Here is a 16,609-nt window from a genome sequence, read left to right on the forward strand (position 1 = left end):
AACAGCACCACAACCTTGTTGGTCGTGATGCTGCTTTCTCGCTGCGACAGTTACTTTTTAACGCTGCCTAAACTGGCTCCATCTGTGAAGAATCGCTTGATGTTTTTCTCAACCGTTGGGTCCGGAATTAATGGAGGTGCTTGGTGCGGCTTAATTCGAGCATCAATCACGATGTTATCGCAAGCCCAATGCTTATTCTCATAATAACTATTCACGCCATAAATATCATGGGAGGGGTTGCTGCGCGTAAATGTGCCCCAAACGAAATTATCAATGGACTCACTAATAAATTGGCTGTCATCGCAGACGATAATCAGCGGACAAGTCGGGAGCGGGCCTTTGGCCCCGATGGCCTCACATATGTCTCTCATTTCCACTTGCGTATCGCCATAACTTGTAAACTTAGAAACCTGAACGGCAACGATTCCCGGCATGACCAAATGCGCGTGCTCAATTCCTGCGATGTCATTCAAAACATCAGGAACCTCTTGGCATAACTCTCTTTTTATATCACCGACTGCTGCAAAAACAACCTTACTTCCGCTATTTAGCCCAGTGCCCGAGTAATCGAGCGTGTCGATCGTCGTATTTGTCTGGAAATGAAGGTCGCGATGAAGATCCATTCTAGCTAAAATGTAAGTTAGAAAATGCTCAACATTATGAGAATCCAGAGGCTCGCTCTCTTCTGCCGTAATGAATAAATACTTGGCCAGACTCACCTGTCCCGTGCCTAAAATTCGATTAGCTATGGTGAGCAGCTCTGCCGGTTGTTTGACTTGTTGATAAGGCGTGTACCGCTCACTACCAATCGCAAAGAGCAATGGATGTACTCCGGCAGCGTCGACGGCATGAACCTCTTTGACACCAGGGATTTCTTGCTTGATGGCATCTCCGGTTAGTTCATGAATTAAGGCGCCGAATGCCGTATCCTCTTGAGGCGGTCTGCCAACGACAGTAAATGGAAAGACAGCATTAGTCTTAGCGTAAACCTTATGAACTCTCATGAGAGGAAATGGATGCGTCAGGCTGTAATAGCCCAAATGATCGCCGAAAGGGCCTTCCGGCTTGGTTTCGCCAGGGTATATTTCCCCGGTAATAACGAAATCCGCATCATGGCTGATGCAGTATCCATCGATATAGCTATAACGGAAACGGCGCCCTGAAAGCAATCCAGCAAAAGTGATCTCACTCATGCCTTCCGGCAAAGGCATCACCGCTGACAGCGTATGCGCCGGTGGCCCGCCAATAAAGATGCTTACTTTGAGAGGAAGCCCCTGTTTGGTTGCTTTGTCTTGGTGCACGCCGATGCCGCGATGAATTTGGTAATGTAAGCCGATTTCCTTATTCAGCTCATATTCGTTTCCGCTCAGCTGAATCCGATACATGCCCAGATTGGAATTCATAATTCCGGGCTTCTCCGGATCTTCTGAATAGACCTGAGGCAGCGTGACGAAGGCACCGCCATCTTCTGGCCAGTGTTTAATAAGAGGGAGATCAGCTATGCTGACTTCTTCCATTGAAGCAGGCAATCCGCCGTTTACTTGGAGGGGGAGTGCTTTCCACGCAGCGAGCCCCGTTCCGAAATGTTTCAGGGGACTCTTCAATGCCTTCATGGGATCGCTTCGCAAAGAGATTACCTTCTGGACGCCTTCCCACGTATCCCGAAAAATAAATTTGCTGCGCTCAACTGTCCCAAAAAGGTTGGATACCGCGCGGAATTTTGAACCTTTTACATTCTCGAATAATAAGGCCGGGCCGCCAGCTGCATAAACTTTCATATGAATGGCTGCCATCTCTAGCTCAGGATCAACTTCTTCATGAATGCGAACCAAATGTCCGTTATTCTCTAAATCAATGAGGCATTCTTCTAAATTATGATAGATCATGATTATCTCCAATCGGATAGCTATTCCCCAAAGGTCTTATTTGATACTGTCATTCTACAACAAAAATCGCCAAAAATAAAAAACACGTCATATCGACGTGTTGTCTTCGCCTTCCCTTAGACAGGAAGCAGTTCATAGGCTAACTTTTTGATGATCTCTTTATGCTGCGGATATTGCTTAAGTAACTCTTCCTGCGAAAATAGTTCAAAATCCTGAAAATCAAATCCTGGAGCTACCATACATCCTACAAGTGAGAATGTATTTTTCTCCATCACCGAGGATCCGAAAATACAGTTTTTAGGCACCAGATATTGGGGGATTTCTCCATTTTCCAAATGAATGCCTAATTTAACTTCCTCATAGGTGCCATCCTCATGAATGACGTGAATCGTCAAAGGGCTTCCTGCATGAAAATACCATAACTCATCCGACTTCAATCGATGGAAATGCGAGACATCATGAGATTGCAGGAGAAAATAGATACTCGTATAGAGCAGTCGTGAACCATCGAACTCCACGGACAATTCTTGATCCGTAATCTTTTCTTGGGCTTGAAAAGTTCGTTTATAGTAACCGCCTTCGGGGTGAGCTTCGAGTTCTAGTTTGGAAATCCAATATTCGGGGCTATTCGTAAGCATGTCATCAATTCCTTATGTGTAATGTAACATTCCAAGCTTGTATTATAATCTAGCATGTTCGTGAGATCAATCATAGCTTAGTAGATTTAACGCAAATAAGACCCTGTAGTCTCCTCAGGATCTTGATATGGTCGATTCTGTTCCAATAGCACACAGTAGTTCCTTTTAGGGACTTATCTTAATGGCATTTAAGATATAATCCCATTCTTTCATGTTGTTTGTACTTGGAATTTGAACAACACAGACTTGGTCCAAACCCCAATCTAACTCAGTTACCTGTTGTAAATTGGCGATAGGATTAATGATAAGTACTTTGAAATCACCATTTGTAAATTTTCGCAATACCGATTGCAACTCAAATGCTTGATCATGGGTGGCAAGAAGTCTAACAAAAAGTGTGGATTTAGACTTTGTCGTTTCTTCGAGAAACCTTTGAATACGCACATTCAATTTCGCTTTATAAACATGATAAGTGTAGTGCCAACTTTGATTAGGAATAATAGGAAAGTCATGAACGGAAGTCACATTATAGTGCATATCTTTGATGAAATAGGAAGGCGTTTTCTGGACAACAGTTGCAAATTCATCGACATATTGTGAAGTGCCTTCAATGACTTGCATGTTGGACAGGTCCATGTATCCTTGGAATCTATTTGCTAATAATCGATTTACATCTGTGAGAGAAGTAGAAACAACCCAGTCCAAAGGCATGGAAAACTTTCTTAACTGGTGTCTCCTTAAGTGACTAGCGGGGTCGCAGTTTTGTCCCAAACTAGCAACTAAATCATAGGTTGTACGATTGAGTTCTTGTAAATTCATAATCACCCTCCACCTTTCCACTATTATTAAATTCAAATCTAGTTAGAAAAGGTTGGATAGATGAACTAGTACGAGGATGAAAGTTTTTCCTAATTATCCCATAAAACGCGTCGGACCTTTTCGTCTATTTCGGGCTAGGGCGGTCTCAAACACCTAATTTTTAGATGGGAGTTAAAGAAAAGGATGCTTCGTTGGTCATGAGGTTGACTGAGCGACACCTTTTTTAGAACGCGCGTCGGGTTACTTCGCTAACGGACACAGTGGGCTTTATTTGATGGAAATGAAGCTTATTTGAAAGCTAACGGACTCCAATGCAGCTATTCACGATTTCTGTGTGTAAAAAGGCTGGTTATTGGTCTATTAACGGCTCTGGTGTCCGTTATTTGTGCAAACAGGGTTGGAAATCGGATATAGCGTCAGTGGTGTCCGTTAGAGATGAAGTTTTCGTTCTCTGCCTGATATGACGTAAAATCTGCGGTTTTCTCCCCTAGTTCCATATAAGAAAACCGCGATCTCTAAGGACCGCGGTTTTCTTATATGGAACTAGGGGGATGTATAAATTTCGATTTAAATAGCTGACGAAGCAAACTCGGACGAGGACAAGCTTAGCGGAAGATTCAGACGCCGTGCTCCTGATTATGCGCTCTCCACCAGTATGTCGGTTTCACTACTGAATAGATTAAAGCAAGCTGCTCCAGTTCCTCTTACCATTAAGAATCCGAATAATTGTAACGGTTTCTTCTTTCTCAGAAACGATATAAAACACGATGTACGAGTCCACAAGTAAATGTCGAATGCCATTGGCTGCCAAACGTTCATCACGAACCAATCCGTTTCTAAAAGACATTTGTTCCAATTGAGAAGCGGCTTCAGCGATTCTGGATATTATTTTTCGTGCTGCTGATGGTTCCAACAATTCATTTGCTATATAGTCGGCTATGTCTCGCAGATCCGCCTCTGCTAAGTCAGTAATCAGTAAGCGATATATTAAACTCACTCTGGAATACCTTTCTCAATGTCTGTAAGTGCCTCATGAAAAGGTCGGACTTTCTGCTTTTTCAATGCATCCATACCTTCATCCAGCAGTTTATATAGTTCGAATTTACCAACTATTTTTTCGTATGTTTCAATACTCATCACAGCCAGATCACCTTGGCCATTCTTCGTAATGTAGACAGGTTCATCAAATTTATGGCAAAACTCAGAGATCTCATTGTAATGATTTCTTAGATCTGAACTTGGTCGAATTGTGGGCATATTCTTTCTCCTCCCTGTATATATCGTTATTTTATCAAAATAACGATATATAAACAAGGTTGTTCAGGTGGGATTACCGCTTGAATTCGAAAAGTCGTGCTCCTACACTCGAAGCCAAGCTACGAAGTCAACTCATCTGTTCCGTCCGCGCGGGCGAACCCACCGGGGTTCTCTCCCCACAGCTCCAAAAGAAATAAGCGCCACAACCAAAATGGTTGTGATGCTTATTTTACTATGGAGCCTAGGGGGATCGAACCCCTGACCTCATCGCTGCCAGCGATGCGCTCTCCCAGCTGAGCTAAGGCCCCGAAATGTCTCAAATAACGTCGACTTTTCGTATTATACATGAAATATATGAAGCAGGCAAGCCCTTTGCACAGATAATTCATTTTGTCTTTTATGCCTGCGACGTTTCTGTTGCAAACGGTGCCAAACGTTGTTTTCATTTGCATTTTCATGCTAACCTAGTAACAGAAACTAGTTGATCGTGTAGGAGTGACGAAAGAGTGTCAAACGGGGTCTTGTATTGGGTTTTCTTGGGAATATCTTTTGTGTTGCCGTTTGTAATCGGTGTGTGGTTAATGCGGAAAACGAATCGGCTGGGATTCTCTTTCTGGATAACGACAGCCTTAAATATTGTACTGACTTTGGCTGCAGCCTTCTGGTGGAAATCAGTGACGGAGGATCCGTTCCGCATGATGTTTGGGATGGCGTTCTATGGGGTGTCGGCCGTGAATTTGATGGTCATCGAGTTTTTTGCGCTATTTAGTATTCGCAAGAAAATGAATTCGTAGAGGAATGGTTCCTTCATGACACAATCTTCTTTCAAGGTTTACTTTTATGTGTTTATGATTGCTGCCGTCCTATGGATGGCTTTTATTTTTTTTAAGTCAGGGCAGACGTATCAGCAGCAGTCACTGCGACCGCTTTTAGAATCCAAGCTTAGTGGATCAAACCTTACAAATCAATTCCCGCATATGGCATTCAACTATGACGGGCAAAAACTGTCGTGGCAGGACCCCATCGATGTTATCGAGTTCTTCATAAGAAAAGCAGGGCACGTAAGCGAGTTCGCTGTACTTACCCTGCTCTGGATCTTGGCCTTACTGTCGAAGCAGGTACAAGTAATCATGGCACTGCTCACCTCCTTTATGATTTCGGTTTTGTATGCAGTGACCGATGAGTGGCATCAAACGTTCATTGATGGCCGCACGGGTCATGCGATTGACGTCGTCGTCGATACTTTCGGAGCACTATTGGCTGTTCTGTTGGTACTGGCGGTTCTCGGGATTCGCGCTGTGATTAGACGAAGAAGAACAAACTTGTAATCATCATATACACTTTTCTTTTTTTGATGGATTTGAATTTCCAAAGCTCGCGAGCTTCGACTTCCAATTCGTGCTGCTGCCACTGCATTAATTTCTCAGATACATATAAGTTGGATGGTTGCATGATTCGATTCACCTTCCTTTCTTTTCCTGTTAGATCCAGTTTACATCTAGAATAAGGGGAACAAAAAGTGTATAATTCACTTTAACAATTTCCCCTTTTGGAGAAGGACGTGAATCATGCAGATTCTGTCTCATTTTTTGGAGCTTCGGTCTGGCTTTGCACATGGTGTAGAGCATGAACCGCAGCCGATCACGTTAGAAGAACTATCCGAAAGAATGTACTGCACAACGCGGAATGTAAAGATTTTGCTGAAAAAAATGATGGACCAAGGCTGGATTTCCTGGAAGCCTGGAAGAGGAAGAGGCAATGTTTCTGAGCTAACCTTCCTTGTTTCCGCTGAAGACATGGTTTCCAAACAGGCAATGGAACTAGCGAGTCAAGGCGATTATAAAGGTACGATTGAACTCATTCACCAATTGGGCAGGGGAGAAGCTTTGCAGGACTCTTTCGTCGATTGGTTATTTAGCTTTTTCGGATATCGAACTGTTGTCCAAGAGGAATGTTACAAGGATACACTGCGTTTTCCAGTCTACAAATGGCTGGTATCACTCGATCCGGCTTTCAGCTTTTTTGCGTTTGACACCCATCTCATTAATCAGATTTTCGATACGCTGGTTCAATACAATCCCAGTACTCGGGTCGTAGAGCCACACTTGGCGCATTATTGGGAGAAAAGCGAAGATGGCTTGCATTACACTTTTACTTAAGAAAAGGGGTTCTGTTTCACCATGGCAGGGAGATGACAGCGAACGATGTCAGTTACTCATTATCTAGGCTCATGGAGCTTGGTTTCTCCGCGTGCCAAGGCTGGATGACGGAATGTATCGAGAATATCCGGGTACTCAACCGGAGTGCAATTGCTATCGAGCTGAAACAGCCCAACGAGCTATTTCTGCAGCAGCTGGCGCATCCTTCATTAGCAATCTTGCCGGAAGAAATTTGCCGGGAGAATGAGGGGATTTTTGGCCGCATGCCCATTGGAACAGGGCCGTTCAGGCTGGAGCGCAATGATGATTATATCTGTAAGCTTCGTGCCTTTGACAGTTATTTCGGGGTTAGGCCGCATTTGGATTAATTGGAAATATGGCTGTTGCCGCAGGAGTTGTCGGAAGTCGGCCCGAGCTGGGATATGGTGCAAGTGTTGTGTGACCACACAAATTCCCGTAAACCGGTCGGAGCTGTCGGAAAAGATTCAGAATGGCATCAGATCGAACAGTCGATTCTGGGATGTTCATTGCTTACTTTTAACCAAGAGAAAGAAGGACCTCAGCAGCACCCGAATTTTCGCAAAGCTATCGATTTGATCCTTGATAGGGAACGAATGATTGAACAGCTAGGAGGCTTCAGGGAAGCGCCAGCCAGTTCCTTTTTACCAGCAATGAATGACAAAGGGACAGCCGCTGTGCATCGAACCGATTTGGAGGAGGCTAGGCGCCTACTTAAAGAGATGGGGTACGATGGCGAGCTAGTAACCATGTTTATCTATAGCCATAATAATGAGGATGCAATTTGGATCTGTGAGCAGTGTGTCAAGGCAGGTATCCGGATTGAACTGACAACTCGGAGCATGTCGGACATGATGCGGCTCGATACGATCCATGAGGCAGATCTTATTTTTTACCACATCTGTTTGGAAAGTGAGTACGATCTCCATATTATCCAGACGCTTAAGCAGAGCAACAGCTATGTCCGCGCGCATCTAACTTCGGAAAAAAAGGAATGGATCGATGAAGAAATGGTTCATATTCTTATGATTCCGGACATCAAGGATCGCATCGCGAGACTTCATGACATCATTGAAGTGCTGCAGGAGGATCAATCCTTCCTCTTTGTGCTTCATCGCTCTCAGCAAACGACCTATCATGATTCGATCAGAGGGGTATGTATTAACGATTTGGGTTGGGTTGATTTTCGGAAAATTTGGTTTACGCCAAGCGCTTGATAAATCCTGTTTGACCTGGAAATACTCTTGGTAACAATCATGAAATGCCAGGAGGGTATGGGTATGAGCAAAATTAAAGAGGCTAATGTTGTTCGGTTTATTGAACGTCACGATGTGTGGTGCGCAGATGTTGAAGTGACTGCCGAGGGCATCACGGGTACGCTGGTCGTTGAATTTGCGTCGACCAAAGGGGATCAATTCGAGATGAGCCATGTATATCGCAAAAACGCGTCCCGTGAACTGGATTGGTATGATAATCATTTGCACAATGCCTATGAGGACGTTTCCAAAGAGTTGTTCGAAACAAAATCGCAAGAATCGAAGAAGTGGGGGAAACGCGAAGAATTCGAAGAGGAAATTCTCGCTTTCGGCACAATCCGTGAAGAGTTGAAGGAGCATTTTCAGCTTAGCCGCACGGCATCCCTATTCCATACGGAAGATGTAGAAGACCAAACCTATTTACATTAACGCCCTTCTTTTTTAGCAAATAAAAAACGACCATTAAGGTCGTCGGCTTCTAGGCTCGTAACGGTTTTCCATCGCCATCCAGCTAGCATTGGCAACAAAAAAACCAATAAAAAAGAACAAAACTAAACGAATAGGCACCCAAACTAAGCTAATTTCGTGCGTATTAAGTAATTCAATAATGCTAAATAAGGCCGTAAGCCCAACACCCCAAGGGAGAAGGCCGAAATTCACCAAATATTTGTTTCTGCCGAGCTGTTTTCTCTTCAGCCATATGGCCTTGCGTGGATCTTCGTTCATATCGAAACTCCCTTTTTCTTTTTATTATAGCATTGCTTGAAATAAATCTCGAATCAGTATTCATAAGAAGCCTCCATTCATATGCTAGTCATAGGGACGGGAGCTTTTTTCTATGGAAGAGATGACCAAAGTCCTCATATTATGGTAGTATAAGGAAGTTGAAAGGGGGTATATCTTTTGCTGCTTAAATTTCTTGCTTTTGGTCTGTTATGGCGACTTGTCGGTAATCCATTCCTTGCACTTCTTATTCTATTAATCATCCTATATGTGTTAGATAGAAGATTTATCGGATTGACGCCGAATATTTTTAAGCCATTTCAATTAAGGCGAAGAGCATCCAGGCTGCGAACGGAATTACATGCGAATCCTCATCATACGTCAGCGAAGTTGGAGCTTGCAAGGAACTTGCTGCAGCGGAATAAATTCCAAGAAGCACTTCCTTACTTGGAACAAGCGCTGCCGATTATGGAAGACTCCGCTGATGTGCACTACGAAATCGGACTTTGCTACCTGAAGTTAGGCGATTTGAAAAAGGGAGAGAGCTTCATGCTCCAAGCGGTAGAGCTGAACCCGCGGGTCAAATATGGCGAGGCCTATTTACGCCTAGGGGAAGCTTTAGCGCCTGTTGCTCCTGAAAGGGCTGCTCAGCTGATCGAGCAGTTCCGCGATTTGCACACCTCTTCGGTCGAGGCCTATTACCGTCTTGGCTTGCTGTATCAGCAGCTTGGACGCGGCAATGATGCGAAGGCAACGTTCCGCGAAGCGCTGGATATTTACCGCGGCTTGCCGCGATACAGCCGCAGACAGCAGCGGCGCTGGGCCATGCTTGCGCGCTTCAAATGAAAAGGTTCCGCTGCTAAGCGGAACCTTTTTTCACGGCTGCGTACAGACGCATGAGCAGCCAAGAGCCGAGCAGCCCGATCAGAATCGAAGCAGCTGTATGCAAATCGTAGAGCCAGCGCTGATCTTGGATTGGCGTGAGGCGACCCCATAGCGTCAGGAGTGCAGGGTGCACAAGGTAGATGCCAAAAGAAGCAGCTCCTAACGACGTAAGTGCAGTGCTAAGCCTTGGGCTGTTGGCAAGGCGCTTAAGCGACCAATGGACGGCCCACAGGGGAACTGCCATACAATACACGAGGAGAGCCAGCTCGAACCCTATGTTTCCGATGCTGGCCAGTCCATATTGATGCAGAAGCAGCATGCCTACGAACGTGGCTCCTGCTAGGCACATGATGCTCCCTATGAAATGCTTGTAGCGTTCGGACCAGGCTGCAATTGCCGAATAATGAATACCCATGAAAGCTCCAAAGGCGAAAAGCGCGGTGTAGCTGACAAAAAGCGAAGCATATTCCGGCAGGGGATGCACACCATGATGGAAAGCATAAGCTGCGGCTTGAATAACGATACCTAGTGGGATTAGCCCTCGGCGAACCCAAGATGACCGCCTCACCACAGAGATGAGAAGCGGGAACAAGAGGTAAAACTGAACGATAATAACCATATAATAGAGATGATAGCTGGCATTCCCAGAAATAAGCAGCTTGATAAAGTAAATGACATCAAATCGAATGTTTCCATGAAACATAATCTGATTAAATAAATAATAGAACAGAGACCATAGCACATAGGGAACTAGGATTCTCCGCAGACGCTTTGTCCAGAAAACACGCGACATGCCAGTCTCCCAGCGATCATAATACGTATAAAAGAGCACGACGCCGCTGATCCAGATGAATAGCGGCACAGTGAATAAACTAGCTTTGTTAAGGATGAAAAAGATGGCTTGCGAGCCGCTGCCAATCGGTAGCAGCGTAGCGCTTGATGTGCCGTGAATAAGCACTACGGCGATGATGGCGATTGCGCGGATGAGGTCGATCTCTGGTAGTTTGGGTCTTGACGACATGACGGTAATCTTCTCCTTTTTTCACTTTGTTCACTGTAACATGAATGAAAAAGGAGGACAATACACGCTAATCAATCACGATAAGCGACAAAACTGTCTGGATCAAGCAGCTTCCACTCAGATGGAGGTGACCCGAAATCAGGGACATCCATCATGTCACCTTCCCGTTTGGAAGATTCATGTGCGACTAGCCCTGGCGCTAAGTAATCCGCAGCCCGCCAAGCATGATTAGGTGGCAATTTCTTCGTGTATATGGCTTTCAAATAATCATCAACAAGAAATTGATGAGAACCGAAGTGCCCATTAGGCAGCCCCTCATAGGTATGGGGCAAGCGGAAGCTGTGATGCACCTTGGCCAGGCTGGCATGGAAATCGTGCTGCAACGTTTGATTCAGATTGGAATCGTTCAGATGCACATATTGATCCTTGCAGGCAAGCTGCGGAGTTAGATCCTGAACGGCTCCCCACTTCAGAGAGGTCCAGGCTGAACCACCTGCATGTTCCTCGTAGCTGCCGGTTGTTCCGAACATGCTCATATACACACTGTTGTTCCCTCCCCAGCCCACGCGCCGGAACTCATTGAGGCGCATCATCCCGCCATCTGAGGTACGTACTAAAGCGCTCTGATTACTGAACGTATTGTCCCACAGGTTAGCCCCTTCCCGAAAAATCCCATCTTCGTGCTGGTCTACATAGCCCAAGCAGGATACCTTAGTCGCCTTTGCTCCTGTAACCGAGAGAACCATTGAGACAGAGTGCGTCGGATAATACATCGGCGGAATGCCGGCCACTTTCTTCCAATCTTTCCCGCCCGAATATTTGAAAGCATCATAGAATCCATGTGTCATATCATGCAAATACTGAGCTTCTCCATAGACAAAGCGTCCGAAATGGCCTGCTTTGAACTGGTCTCGGCAATATACCGTGGAGGGGTAGTAATAACTTGTCTCCCCCGTCATGTAGATTAATCCGGAACGCTTCACTTCCTCGAGAATGGCGGATATTTCTTCTAAGCTTTGTGCCATTGGCACTGCGCAATAGACATGCTTGCCTGCTTGCAGAGCTTGTATCGTCATAGGGCCATGCAGATGTCTTTGAGTAAAAATGGCAACGGCGTCCACATCGCTGCTCAGCATCTCTTCCAATGAAGCGTACGTTTGTTTGAGGGAAAAAGCTTTTGCGAATTTTTCGCGACGATCCTCGTGCAATTCCGCCAAAGCAACCTCATCGACATAAGGATGTGCTTGAAACAACTGCACGAAGCATTGTGAGAATTGACCTGCCCCAACAATTCCTATTGTAATGCCCACGAAAATTCCTCCTATAATGAGAGCTTATCATTTTGCTGCCAATAGACGACTTCACTTTAATTGTAAGGAGGTTTCAACACGATGTATTTAGTCCAAAGTAACAATATGGTTTCCAAAATCACAGGAAAGAGACCCAACTTGCATCAGCCAACGTGCTTGCTTGACGCTCTACAGCTAGCGCGATACACTGATAGAAGTGAATACAGCGAAAGTCAAGAGGGTGATTGTACATGAGCTACGAATATCTCATGCAAGCGGTATTGTTAATTTTCCTGGTTGTCATTACTTTTTTTGCAATGTTGATTTGGACGAAATGGCGAAAAAGAGGACGGAGATAGCATTATGTATTTTATTAATCATGAACAGATCAATGAAAGAATTCAGTTTTTATCAACTTTGGCTGAAGCGAGCAAACAGTTAGAACAACAATGGGGACAAGGCACGAATGATCTTGTTTGGCAGCTTGCCCAAGAGCGTGTTCTTCATCTTGCTATCGAAACCGTAACGGATGTAGGAAGCCTGCTGATCGATGCCTTTATTTTAAGAGATGCCAGCAGCTATGAGGATATTGTTGAGATCATACACGGCGAAGGCGCATATTCGGAGGCATTAACCGAGACACTGCTTCAACTAGTGAAGCTCAGAAAACCACTTGTGCAGGATTTTGTAGCATGGAACCGTCAGGATCTGAATCCATTGGTGCCTAAACTTCCAGCGGCTTTTGAAGAGTTTGCAGCGAGTGTAAGGGCCTTTATCAAGAGTGAATTGGAATAACATACATAGATGTTTCTTAATTTACAACTTGGATCTGATGCTGTAAAATGAAGCATAATGATGGATCCGAGGGTAGGTGAGCTAATGAATCAAGCACTTGAGACATCTACGCGTAAAGTGATTCTTTCCATGCTCAAAACTAGTGGACCTCTAAGCGTCCAAGAGATATCCAAACAGCTCGGAATTACGGAGATGGCCGTCAGGCGTCATATTCATTCCATGGAAAAGGACGATCTGCTCGAGACAAAGCTTGTGAGGCAAGCGATGGGGAGACCAACCAACGTGTATACGTTAGCTCCCAAGGCAGACGAATTATTTCCTAAGAAATATATGCAATTGACACTCGATTTACTGGATGAGTTACTGGAAGATCAGGGGCACGAGAAGATCGAGCGGCTTTTTGAAGGCCGACAGGATAAGCTTGAATCTCGTTATCAGCCGCGTATGCTGGACAAAAGCTTGGAGGAACGTGTAGCTGAGTTAGCACAAATACAGAACGAGAATGGGTATATGGTTGATTGGTCGCCAACCCAGAACGATACCTATACGTTTAGCGAGCATAATTGCCCGATCGCGCAAGTCGCGAATACATTTGGGCAGGCGTGTCAGTGTGAACTTGCCTTGTTCCGGAATTTGCTTGACGCGAGTGTCGAGCGAACAGAATGTTTAGCCAAGGGCGGAAACAAATGCGTCTATATTATTAGCAAAAAATAAAAAAAGGCTGTCCGAAGCGTAGTATTCTACTCTTGGGACAGCCTTTTCTTTTGATTTATGATTGCCGTATAGACAAGCAAACGACAGGTTGCTATTTCAGAATAGAACTCACAGCCGATCGTAGTTGCTTTCAAACTAACGCCGAAAACTCCTGTTAATTATCACTTGCAATCCTCGTATAACCCCAATAACTGGAATTTCTCCAGCTATTTATTTCCCAGCCCCGCACAGAGATCAAATCAGCGGTAGATTTTCCTTTTATCCCAGCTCAGCAATTATCGCGAAGCCGCAAGCAGGCGGGCAGCTTTATCTGTTACCCATTCGAAGCGACCGGCTTCGATCTCTTTTAGATTAATGAGCGAGCCGCCAATCCCTAATCCATAGCAGCCTAGATCCACGAATTGCTTAATGTTCTCTTCCGTTACGCCACCAACAGCCATCATAGGAATATGGTCCAGCGGCCCCATTAGTTCCTTGATGTAGGTCAGTCCAAGGCTGGCGCTTGGGAAAATTTTGATCGCTGTCGCGCCTGCTTTCCACGCTTTGACGACCTCGGTTGGTGTCATCGCTCCCGGGAAAATCGGAACCCCCTCACGGTTTGCATAACGAATGACGTCCTCGTCCAAATTCGGCGTTACCAGAAAAGAAGCGCCTGCTTGTACAGCTTTCTGCGCATCCTCCACATCTAGCACAGTGCCTGCGCCAATATACATTTGTTTACCCAACCTAATCTGCAGCTCACTAATCATCGCCAAAGCGCCAGGTGTGTTGAGCGTTACCTCCATTACAGTGACTCCGCCTTTCAAGAGCGCTTCTGCTAAAGCAACAATATGAACTTCCTTCACGCCTCGAACAATGGCGATAATGCGCGTTCGTTCAATTTCCTTCAATCCTTGCTCTCGGTTCATGTGGCTCCTCCAGATGTTCATTTGTTTTTCATTATGACAGGTCTCTGAAATTTTTCCAGTTTTTTTGTGTCAAAACAAGCTGCTCCTACCTATACTGTAGTAATTCATAGGCATTCGTCTAGAAGCCGTCATCAATCACACAGTTTGCAGACCCAGGAGGTGCCCGTCATGACTTGGATGGAGATTAGTGCCGCTATTTCGACTCTTGCTTTTATCGTTCTTGTCGCCTTTGCCGTTCGTACGCTGATTACAGCAAAACACTTGTTACAACAGCTTAGGGAAACGGTTGCTCAAACGGAGCAGCATGTAGCAAAGGCAGCAGGCGAAGCCGAGCAATTGCTGAAGCAAGCGGGACAGTTGACCGAAGAGGTGCATTTGCAGGTGCTGGCGTTAGAGTCAACCGTTCAATCCATCGAGAAGACTGGAGCAGCTATAGGGGATGTCGCTTCGGTTCTTCGCAAAGGTGCACGCATGATGAATGAGTCGCTTCACGGTGCGGAAAAGGTCGTACATACCCACCAGAAGCGTATACAGGACGTCATGGAATGGGCAACAACGGGTCATGAGCTGTGGGTAAGATGGCAGGCGAATCGGAAAGCCAAATCAGACCATTAAGGAGTGGATTTCACATGGCAAGCGAAAAAAAAGGTAAAGATCTTCTCATCGGAGCGATCGTAGGAGGTTTACTGGGCGCAGCAACAGCTCTGCTGTTCGCACCGAAATCCGGACGCGAGCTTAGAACCGACATTGCGGACAATGCCAAAGCGGTTAGCGACAAGACGGTACAACTGGCCAACTCAGTCACTCAGAAAACGCAAGAGGTTGCCAAATCCGTCAGCACAACAACATCTGATTTCGTAGGCAAAGCGAAAGATACGGCAACAAATGTGGTAGACACTGTTCGTTCCTGGAAAGAGTCCAAGATTGACAATGTGGAATTGCAAGATGATGTGGAAGCATCCGAAGCAGCAGAAGATTTAGTCATCCTAGGCAATCGCTAAAATGGAACAAAAAGCAGCAAGCTCAAGAAATAGAGCTTGCTGCTTTTTTCATTTACCACTTCGACGGGTCAATCTTGCTAATGTCCAAACCTTCCCAGACATTCTTGATAGGTGCTGTTTCCGGATGCTCGAAGACCAGCCATGCCGTAGGCAGATACCTCTCCCCGTATTCACTGGATGGCTTATTGATGATGGCATTGTTGTGTACTAGAACGGTAGAGGCACCACCGTCTAGATTAGCAGCAGTGACAGCGCCGTGTGCCAGGAAAATCTCCTGAATATCGTACAGCGTTGCTCCTATGCTGTGCTTTTGCCTGCCGTCGATGACAGCGAATAGAATGGACCCGTCTTTCGTTTGCGCCATACTGGTTCGCGGAGCAATGCCCCAGCCGTCGGCTTGGCTTTTGATTTGTCCAACACCATTGACGATGAACCGTGGAGAGAAGGAAACAGCTTCCTGAACACCCATAGCCACCAGTTCGGAGACTTTATATTTGCCGGCAATCATGCGGCCTTCTTTATCGATGCCGACCACTTGTACAGTGCCGTTCATGCCTTTGTCATTGTAAAAGATTTTGCCTCCGGACATGACAATGCCTTCCGGTTGAAACCCGTTCCCCTCCCAATTGGGGTCGATGAAACCTCCGCCGTTAACGCCGAGAATCGCTCCCGTTCTTTTGACCATGGAGGATACTTTCTCGCCTTTGCCTACTTTCTCAGGTACGGCAATGCGGAGCTTTTTGGGATCAGAAATGGTGACAAGCTGTCCTTTGAAATTCGTCCCCGAAATGGGTTCGATGGTCACGAGCTCCTTCTTGACCGCGGCCGCTGGGGCCGCCGGGCTCACAGGTTCAATCTGAACAATCCCTTTGTCCTTCTCATCACCCATTTCGTCAAACTGCTTCCAATAAGCTTCTACGCGCTTCTGCAATTCCTCGGAGCCAATCAAATATTTGGCCCAATCCCGATGCTGCGTTGTAATCAAAGTATCCGCCATCATGAGTCGAACGCTCGTGCCTGAGGCTGTAAGGAAAAACCAACATAATGACAGAATAGAAAGAAGAACAAAACTTAAAATCGTATAGAGAAAAAAACGCATGCCCACAGAACGTTTTCTGTTCTTTCTCGTTAGTCGAGACTGTGTGTGGGCGGTCTGTTGAACGGCCATGAATTCATTACCAACCCTCTCTACCCAAAAATCAATATAATCAACCTTTATAGATAGACGAAAAAAAAGGAG

General features: G+C 45.6%; 20 protein-coding genes, 1 tRNA gene and 1 pseudogene. 10 read left to right on the plus strand and 12 right to left on the minus strand.

The window, feature by feature from the left end; genetic code table 11:
* Positions 1-50: 50 nt before the first annotated feature.
* The 6 genes from GQF01_RS23690 to GQF01_RS23715 form a co-directional block, all read right to left on the minus strand.
* Positions 51-1,886 (minus strand): UbiD family decarboxylase, encoded by a 1,836-nt coding sequence (locus GQF01_RS23690; protein WP_202556625.1) that lies wholly within the window; start codon positions 1,884-1,886, stop codon positions 51-53.
* A 116-nt stretch (positions 1,887-2,002) separates the two neighbouring features.
* Positions 2,003-2,524, minus strand: coding sequence for a cupin domain-containing protein (locus GQF01_RS23695; protein ID WP_161409131.1), 522 nt, complete (start codon positions 2,522-2,524; stop codon positions 2,003-2,005).
* A 165-nt stretch (positions 2,525-2,689) separates the two neighbouring features.
* Positions 2,690-3,343: a DUF1796 family putative cysteine peptidase gene (locus GQF01_RS23700; protein ID WP_161409133.1), complete on the minus strand. Its 654-nt coding sequence runs from the start codon at positions 3,341-3,343 to the stop codon at positions 2,690-2,692.
* A 679-nt stretch (positions 3,344-4,022) separates the two neighbouring features.
* Positions 4,023-4,340: a type II toxin-antitoxin system RelE/ParE family toxin gene (locus GQF01_RS23705; RefSeq protein WP_202556627.1), complete on the minus strand. Its 318-nt coding sequence runs from the start codon at positions 4,338-4,340 to the stop codon at positions 4,023-4,025.
* Positions 4,337-4,600, minus strand: coding sequence for a type II toxin-antitoxin system Phd/YefM family antitoxin (locus GQF01_RS23710; protein ID WP_161409135.1), 264 nt, complete (start codon positions 4,598-4,600; stop codon positions 4,337-4,339). The genes GQF01_RS23705 and GQF01_RS23710 overlap by 4 nt, the downstream gene beginning before the upstream one ends.
* A gap of 235 nt (positions 4,601-4,835) precedes the next feature.
* Positions 4,836-4,908: transfer RNA gene (locus GQF01_RS23715), tRNA-Ala, on the minus strand.
* 228 nt (positions 4,909-5,136) lie between these two features.
* Between GQF01_RS23715 and GQF01_RS23720 the strand changes: the two genes are divergently transcribed.
* Together GQF01_RS23720 and GQF01_RS23725 are read left to right on the plus strand one after the other, a co-directional pair.
* Positions 5,137-5,394 (plus strand): hypothetical protein, encoded by a 258-nt coding sequence (locus GQF01_RS23720; protein WP_235960182.1) that lies wholly within the window; start codon positions 5,137-5,139, stop codon positions 5,392-5,394.
* A 15-nt stretch (positions 5,395-5,409) separates the two neighbouring features.
* Positions 5,410-5,928, plus strand: coding sequence for a VanZ family protein (locus GQF01_RS23725; RefSeq protein ID WP_161409139.1), 519 nt, complete (start codon positions 5,410-5,412; stop codon positions 5,926-5,928).
* On the opposite strand, the gene GQF01_RS23730 is transcribed toward GQF01_RS23725, so the two are convergent.
* Entirely contained in the window at positions 5,903-6,052 is a 150-nt protein-coding gene (locus GQF01_RS23730; protein WP_157322777.1) for a hypothetical protein, read from the minus strand. The genes GQF01_RS23725 and GQF01_RS23730 overlap by 26 nt on opposite strands.
* Before the next feature lie 116 nt (positions 6,053-6,168).
* On the opposite strand from GQF01_RS23730, the gene GQF01_RS23735 reads away from it, so the two are divergent.
* The 3 genes and pseudogenes from GQF01_RS23735 to GQF01_RS23750 all read left to right on the plus strand — a co-directional run bounded on the left by GQF01_RS23735 (position 6,169) and on the right by GQF01_RS23750 (position 8,462).
* Positions 6,169-6,759: an SgrR family transcriptional regulator gene (locus GQF01_RS23735; RefSeq protein ID WP_161409141.1), complete on the plus strand. Its 591-nt coding sequence runs from the start codon at positions 6,169-6,171 to the stop codon at positions 6,757-6,759.
* A 32-nt stretch (positions 6,760-6,791) separates the two neighbouring features.
* A pseudogene (locus GQF01_RS23745) lies at positions 6,792-7,994 on the plus strand (ABC transporter substrate-binding protein).
* 63 nt (positions 7,995-8,057) lie between these two features.
* Positions 8,058-8,462 carry a hypothetical protein gene (locus GQF01_RS23750; RefSeq protein ID WP_161409147.1) on the plus strand — a complete coding sequence of 135 codons (405 nt, stop codon included), beginning with the start codon at positions 8,058-8,060 and terminating at the stop codon, positions 8,460-8,462.
* 33 nt (positions 8,463-8,495) lie between these two features.
* Here the strand turns inward: GQF01_RS23750 and GQF01_RS23755 are convergent, their stop codons facing one another.
* Entirely contained in the window at positions 8,496-8,759 is a 264-nt protein-coding gene (locus GQF01_RS23755; RefSeq protein ID WP_161409149.1) for a hypothetical protein, read from the minus strand.
* A 177-nt stretch (positions 8,760-8,936) separates the two neighbouring features.
* Here GQF01_RS23755 and GQF01_RS23760 point away from each other — a divergent pair, with 177 nt between their 5' ends.
* Positions 8,937-9,602 (plus strand): tetratricopeptide repeat protein, encoded by a 666-nt coding sequence (locus GQF01_RS23760; protein ID WP_161409151.1) that lies wholly within the window; start codon positions 8,937-8,939, stop codon positions 9,600-9,602.
* A gap of 13 nt (positions 9,603-9,615) precedes the next feature.
* Here the strand turns inward: GQF01_RS23760 and GQF01_RS23765 are convergent, their stop codons facing one another.
* Both GQF01_RS23765 and GQF01_RS23770 read right to left on the minus strand, forming a co-directional pair.
* The gene (locus tag GQF01_RS23765; protein ID WP_161409153.1) at positions 9,616-10,662 is read right to left on the minus strand and encodes an acyltransferase; all 1,047 of its coding nucleotides are present in this window, start codon (positions 10,660-10,662) and stop codon (positions 9,616-9,618) included.
* Between the two features lie 71 nt (positions 10,663-10,733).
* Positions 10,734-11,972, minus strand: coding sequence for a Gfo/Idh/MocA family protein (locus GQF01_RS23770; RefSeq protein WP_161409155.1), 1,239 nt, complete (start codon positions 11,970-11,972; stop codon positions 10,734-10,736).
* 342 nt (positions 11,973-12,314) lie between these two features.
* On the opposite strand from GQF01_RS23770, the gene GQF01_RS23775 reads away from it, so the two are divergent.
* Both GQF01_RS23775 and GQF01_RS23780 read left to right on the plus strand, forming a co-directional pair.
* Entirely contained in the window at positions 12,315-12,746 is a 432-nt protein-coding gene (locus GQF01_RS23775; protein WP_161409156.1) for a DUF86 domain-containing protein, read from the plus strand.
* Between the two features lie 84 nt (positions 12,747-12,830).
* Positions 12,831-13,460 carry a helix-turn-helix transcriptional regulator gene (locus GQF01_RS23780; protein WP_161409159.1) on the plus strand — a complete coding sequence of 210 codons (630 nt, stop codon included), beginning with the start codon at positions 12,831-12,833 and terminating at the stop codon, positions 13,458-13,460.
* Positions 13,461-13,735: 275 nt separating this feature from the next.
* Here GQF01_RS23780 and GQF01_RS23785 read toward each other — a convergent pair whose 3' ends face one another.
* Complete coding sequence (locus tag GQF01_RS23785; RefSeq protein WP_161409161.1) at positions 13,736-14,368, minus strand: bifunctional 4-hydroxy-2-oxoglutarate aldolase/2-dehydro-3-deoxy-phosphogluconate aldolase; 633 nt, start codon at positions 14,366-14,368, stop codon at positions 13,736-13,738.
* 168 nt (positions 14,369-14,536) lie between these two features.
* Between GQF01_RS23785 and GQF01_RS23790 the strand changes: the two genes are divergently transcribed.
* Positions 14,537-14,983 (plus strand): DUF948 domain-containing protein, encoded by a 447-nt coding sequence (locus GQF01_RS23790; protein ID WP_161409163.1) that lies wholly within the window; start codon positions 14,537-14,539, stop codon positions 14,981-14,983.
* A 14-nt stretch (positions 14,984-14,997) separates the two neighbouring features.
* Positions 14,998-15,369: a YtxH domain-containing protein gene (locus tag GQF01_RS23795; RefSeq protein ID WP_161409166.1), complete on the plus strand. Its 372-nt coding sequence runs from the start codon at positions 14,998-15,000 to the stop codon at positions 15,367-15,369.
* Between the two features lie 52 nt (positions 15,370-15,421).
* Here GQF01_RS23795 and GQF01_RS23800 read toward each other — a convergent pair whose 3' ends face one another.
* Entirely contained in the window at positions 15,422-16,537 is a 1,116-nt protein-coding gene (locus GQF01_RS23800; protein ID WP_161409168.1) for a phosphodiester glycosidase family protein, read from the minus strand.
* Positions 16,538-16,609 lie beyond the last annotated feature (72 nt).

The organism is Paenibacillus silvestris (assembly GCF_009882985.1).
Lineage (GTDB): Bacteria > Bacillota > Bacilli > Paenibacillales > NBRC-103111 > Paenibacillus_E > Paenibacillus_E silvestris.

Excerpts from the sequence above, each read along its gene's own strand:
- GQF01_RS23690 (WP_202556625.1), bottom strand. The coding sequence starts at position 1,886 with ATGATCTATCATAATTTAGAAGAATGCCTCATTGATTTAGAGAATAAC.
- GQF01_RS23695 (WP_161409131.1), bottom strand. The coding sequence starts at position 2,524 with ATGCTTACGAATAGCCCCGAATATTGGATTTCCAAACTAGAACTCGAA.
- GQF01_RS23700 (WP_161409133.1), bottom strand. The coding sequence starts at position 3,343 with ATGAATTTACAAGAACTCAATCGTACAACCTATGATTTAGTTGCTAGT.
- GQF01_RS23710 (WP_161409135.1), bottom strand. The coding sequence starts at position 4,600 with ATGCCCACAATTCGACCAAGTTCAGATCTAAGAAATCATTACAATGAG.
- GQF01_RS23725 (WP_161409139.1), top strand. The coding sequence starts at position 5,410 with ATGACACAATCTTCTTTCAAGGTTTACTTTTATGTGTTTATGATTGCT.
- GQF01_RS23730 (WP_157322777.1), bottom strand. The coding sequence starts at position 6,052 with ATGCAACCATCCAACTTATATGTATCTGAGAAATTAATGCAGTGGCAG.
- GQF01_RS23735 (WP_161409141.1), top strand. The coding sequence starts at position 6,169 with ATGCAGATTCTGTCTCATTTTTTGGAGCTTCGGTCTGGCTTTGCACAT.
- GQF01_RS23750 (WP_161409147.1), top strand. The coding sequence starts at position 8,058 with ATGAGCAAAATTAAAGAGGCTAATGTTGTTCGGTTTATTGAACGTCAC.
- GQF01_RS23755 (WP_161409149.1), bottom strand. The coding sequence starts at position 8,759 with ATGAACGAAGATCCACGCAAGGCCATATGGCTGAAGAGAAAACAGCTC.
- GQF01_RS23765 (WP_161409153.1), bottom strand. The coding sequence starts at position 10,662 with ATGTCGTCAAGACCCAAACTACCAGAGATCGACCTCATCCGCGCAATC.
- GQF01_RS23775 (WP_161409156.1), top strand. The coding sequence starts at position 12,315 with ATGTATTTTATTAATCATGAACAGATCAATGAAAGAATTCAGTTTTTA.
- GQF01_RS23780 (WP_161409159.1), top strand. The coding sequence starts at position 12,831 with ATGAATCAAGCACTTGAGACATCTACGCGTAAAGTGATTCTTTCCATG.
- GQF01_RS23785 (WP_161409161.1), bottom strand. The coding sequence starts at position 14,368 with ATGAACCGAGAGCAAGGATTGAAGGAAATTGAACGAACGCGCATTATC.
- GQF01_RS23790 (WP_161409163.1), top strand. The coding sequence starts at position 14,537 with ATGACTTGGATGGAGATTAGTGCCGCTATTTCGACTCTTGCTTTTATC.
- GQF01_RS23795 (WP_161409166.1), top strand. The coding sequence starts at position 14,998 with ATGGCAAGCGAAAAAAAAGGTAAAGATCTTCTCATCGGAGCGATCGTA.
- GQF01_RS23800 (WP_161409168.1), bottom strand. The coding sequence starts at position 16,537 with ATGGCCGTTCAACAGACCGCCCACACACAGTCTCGACTAACGAGAAAG.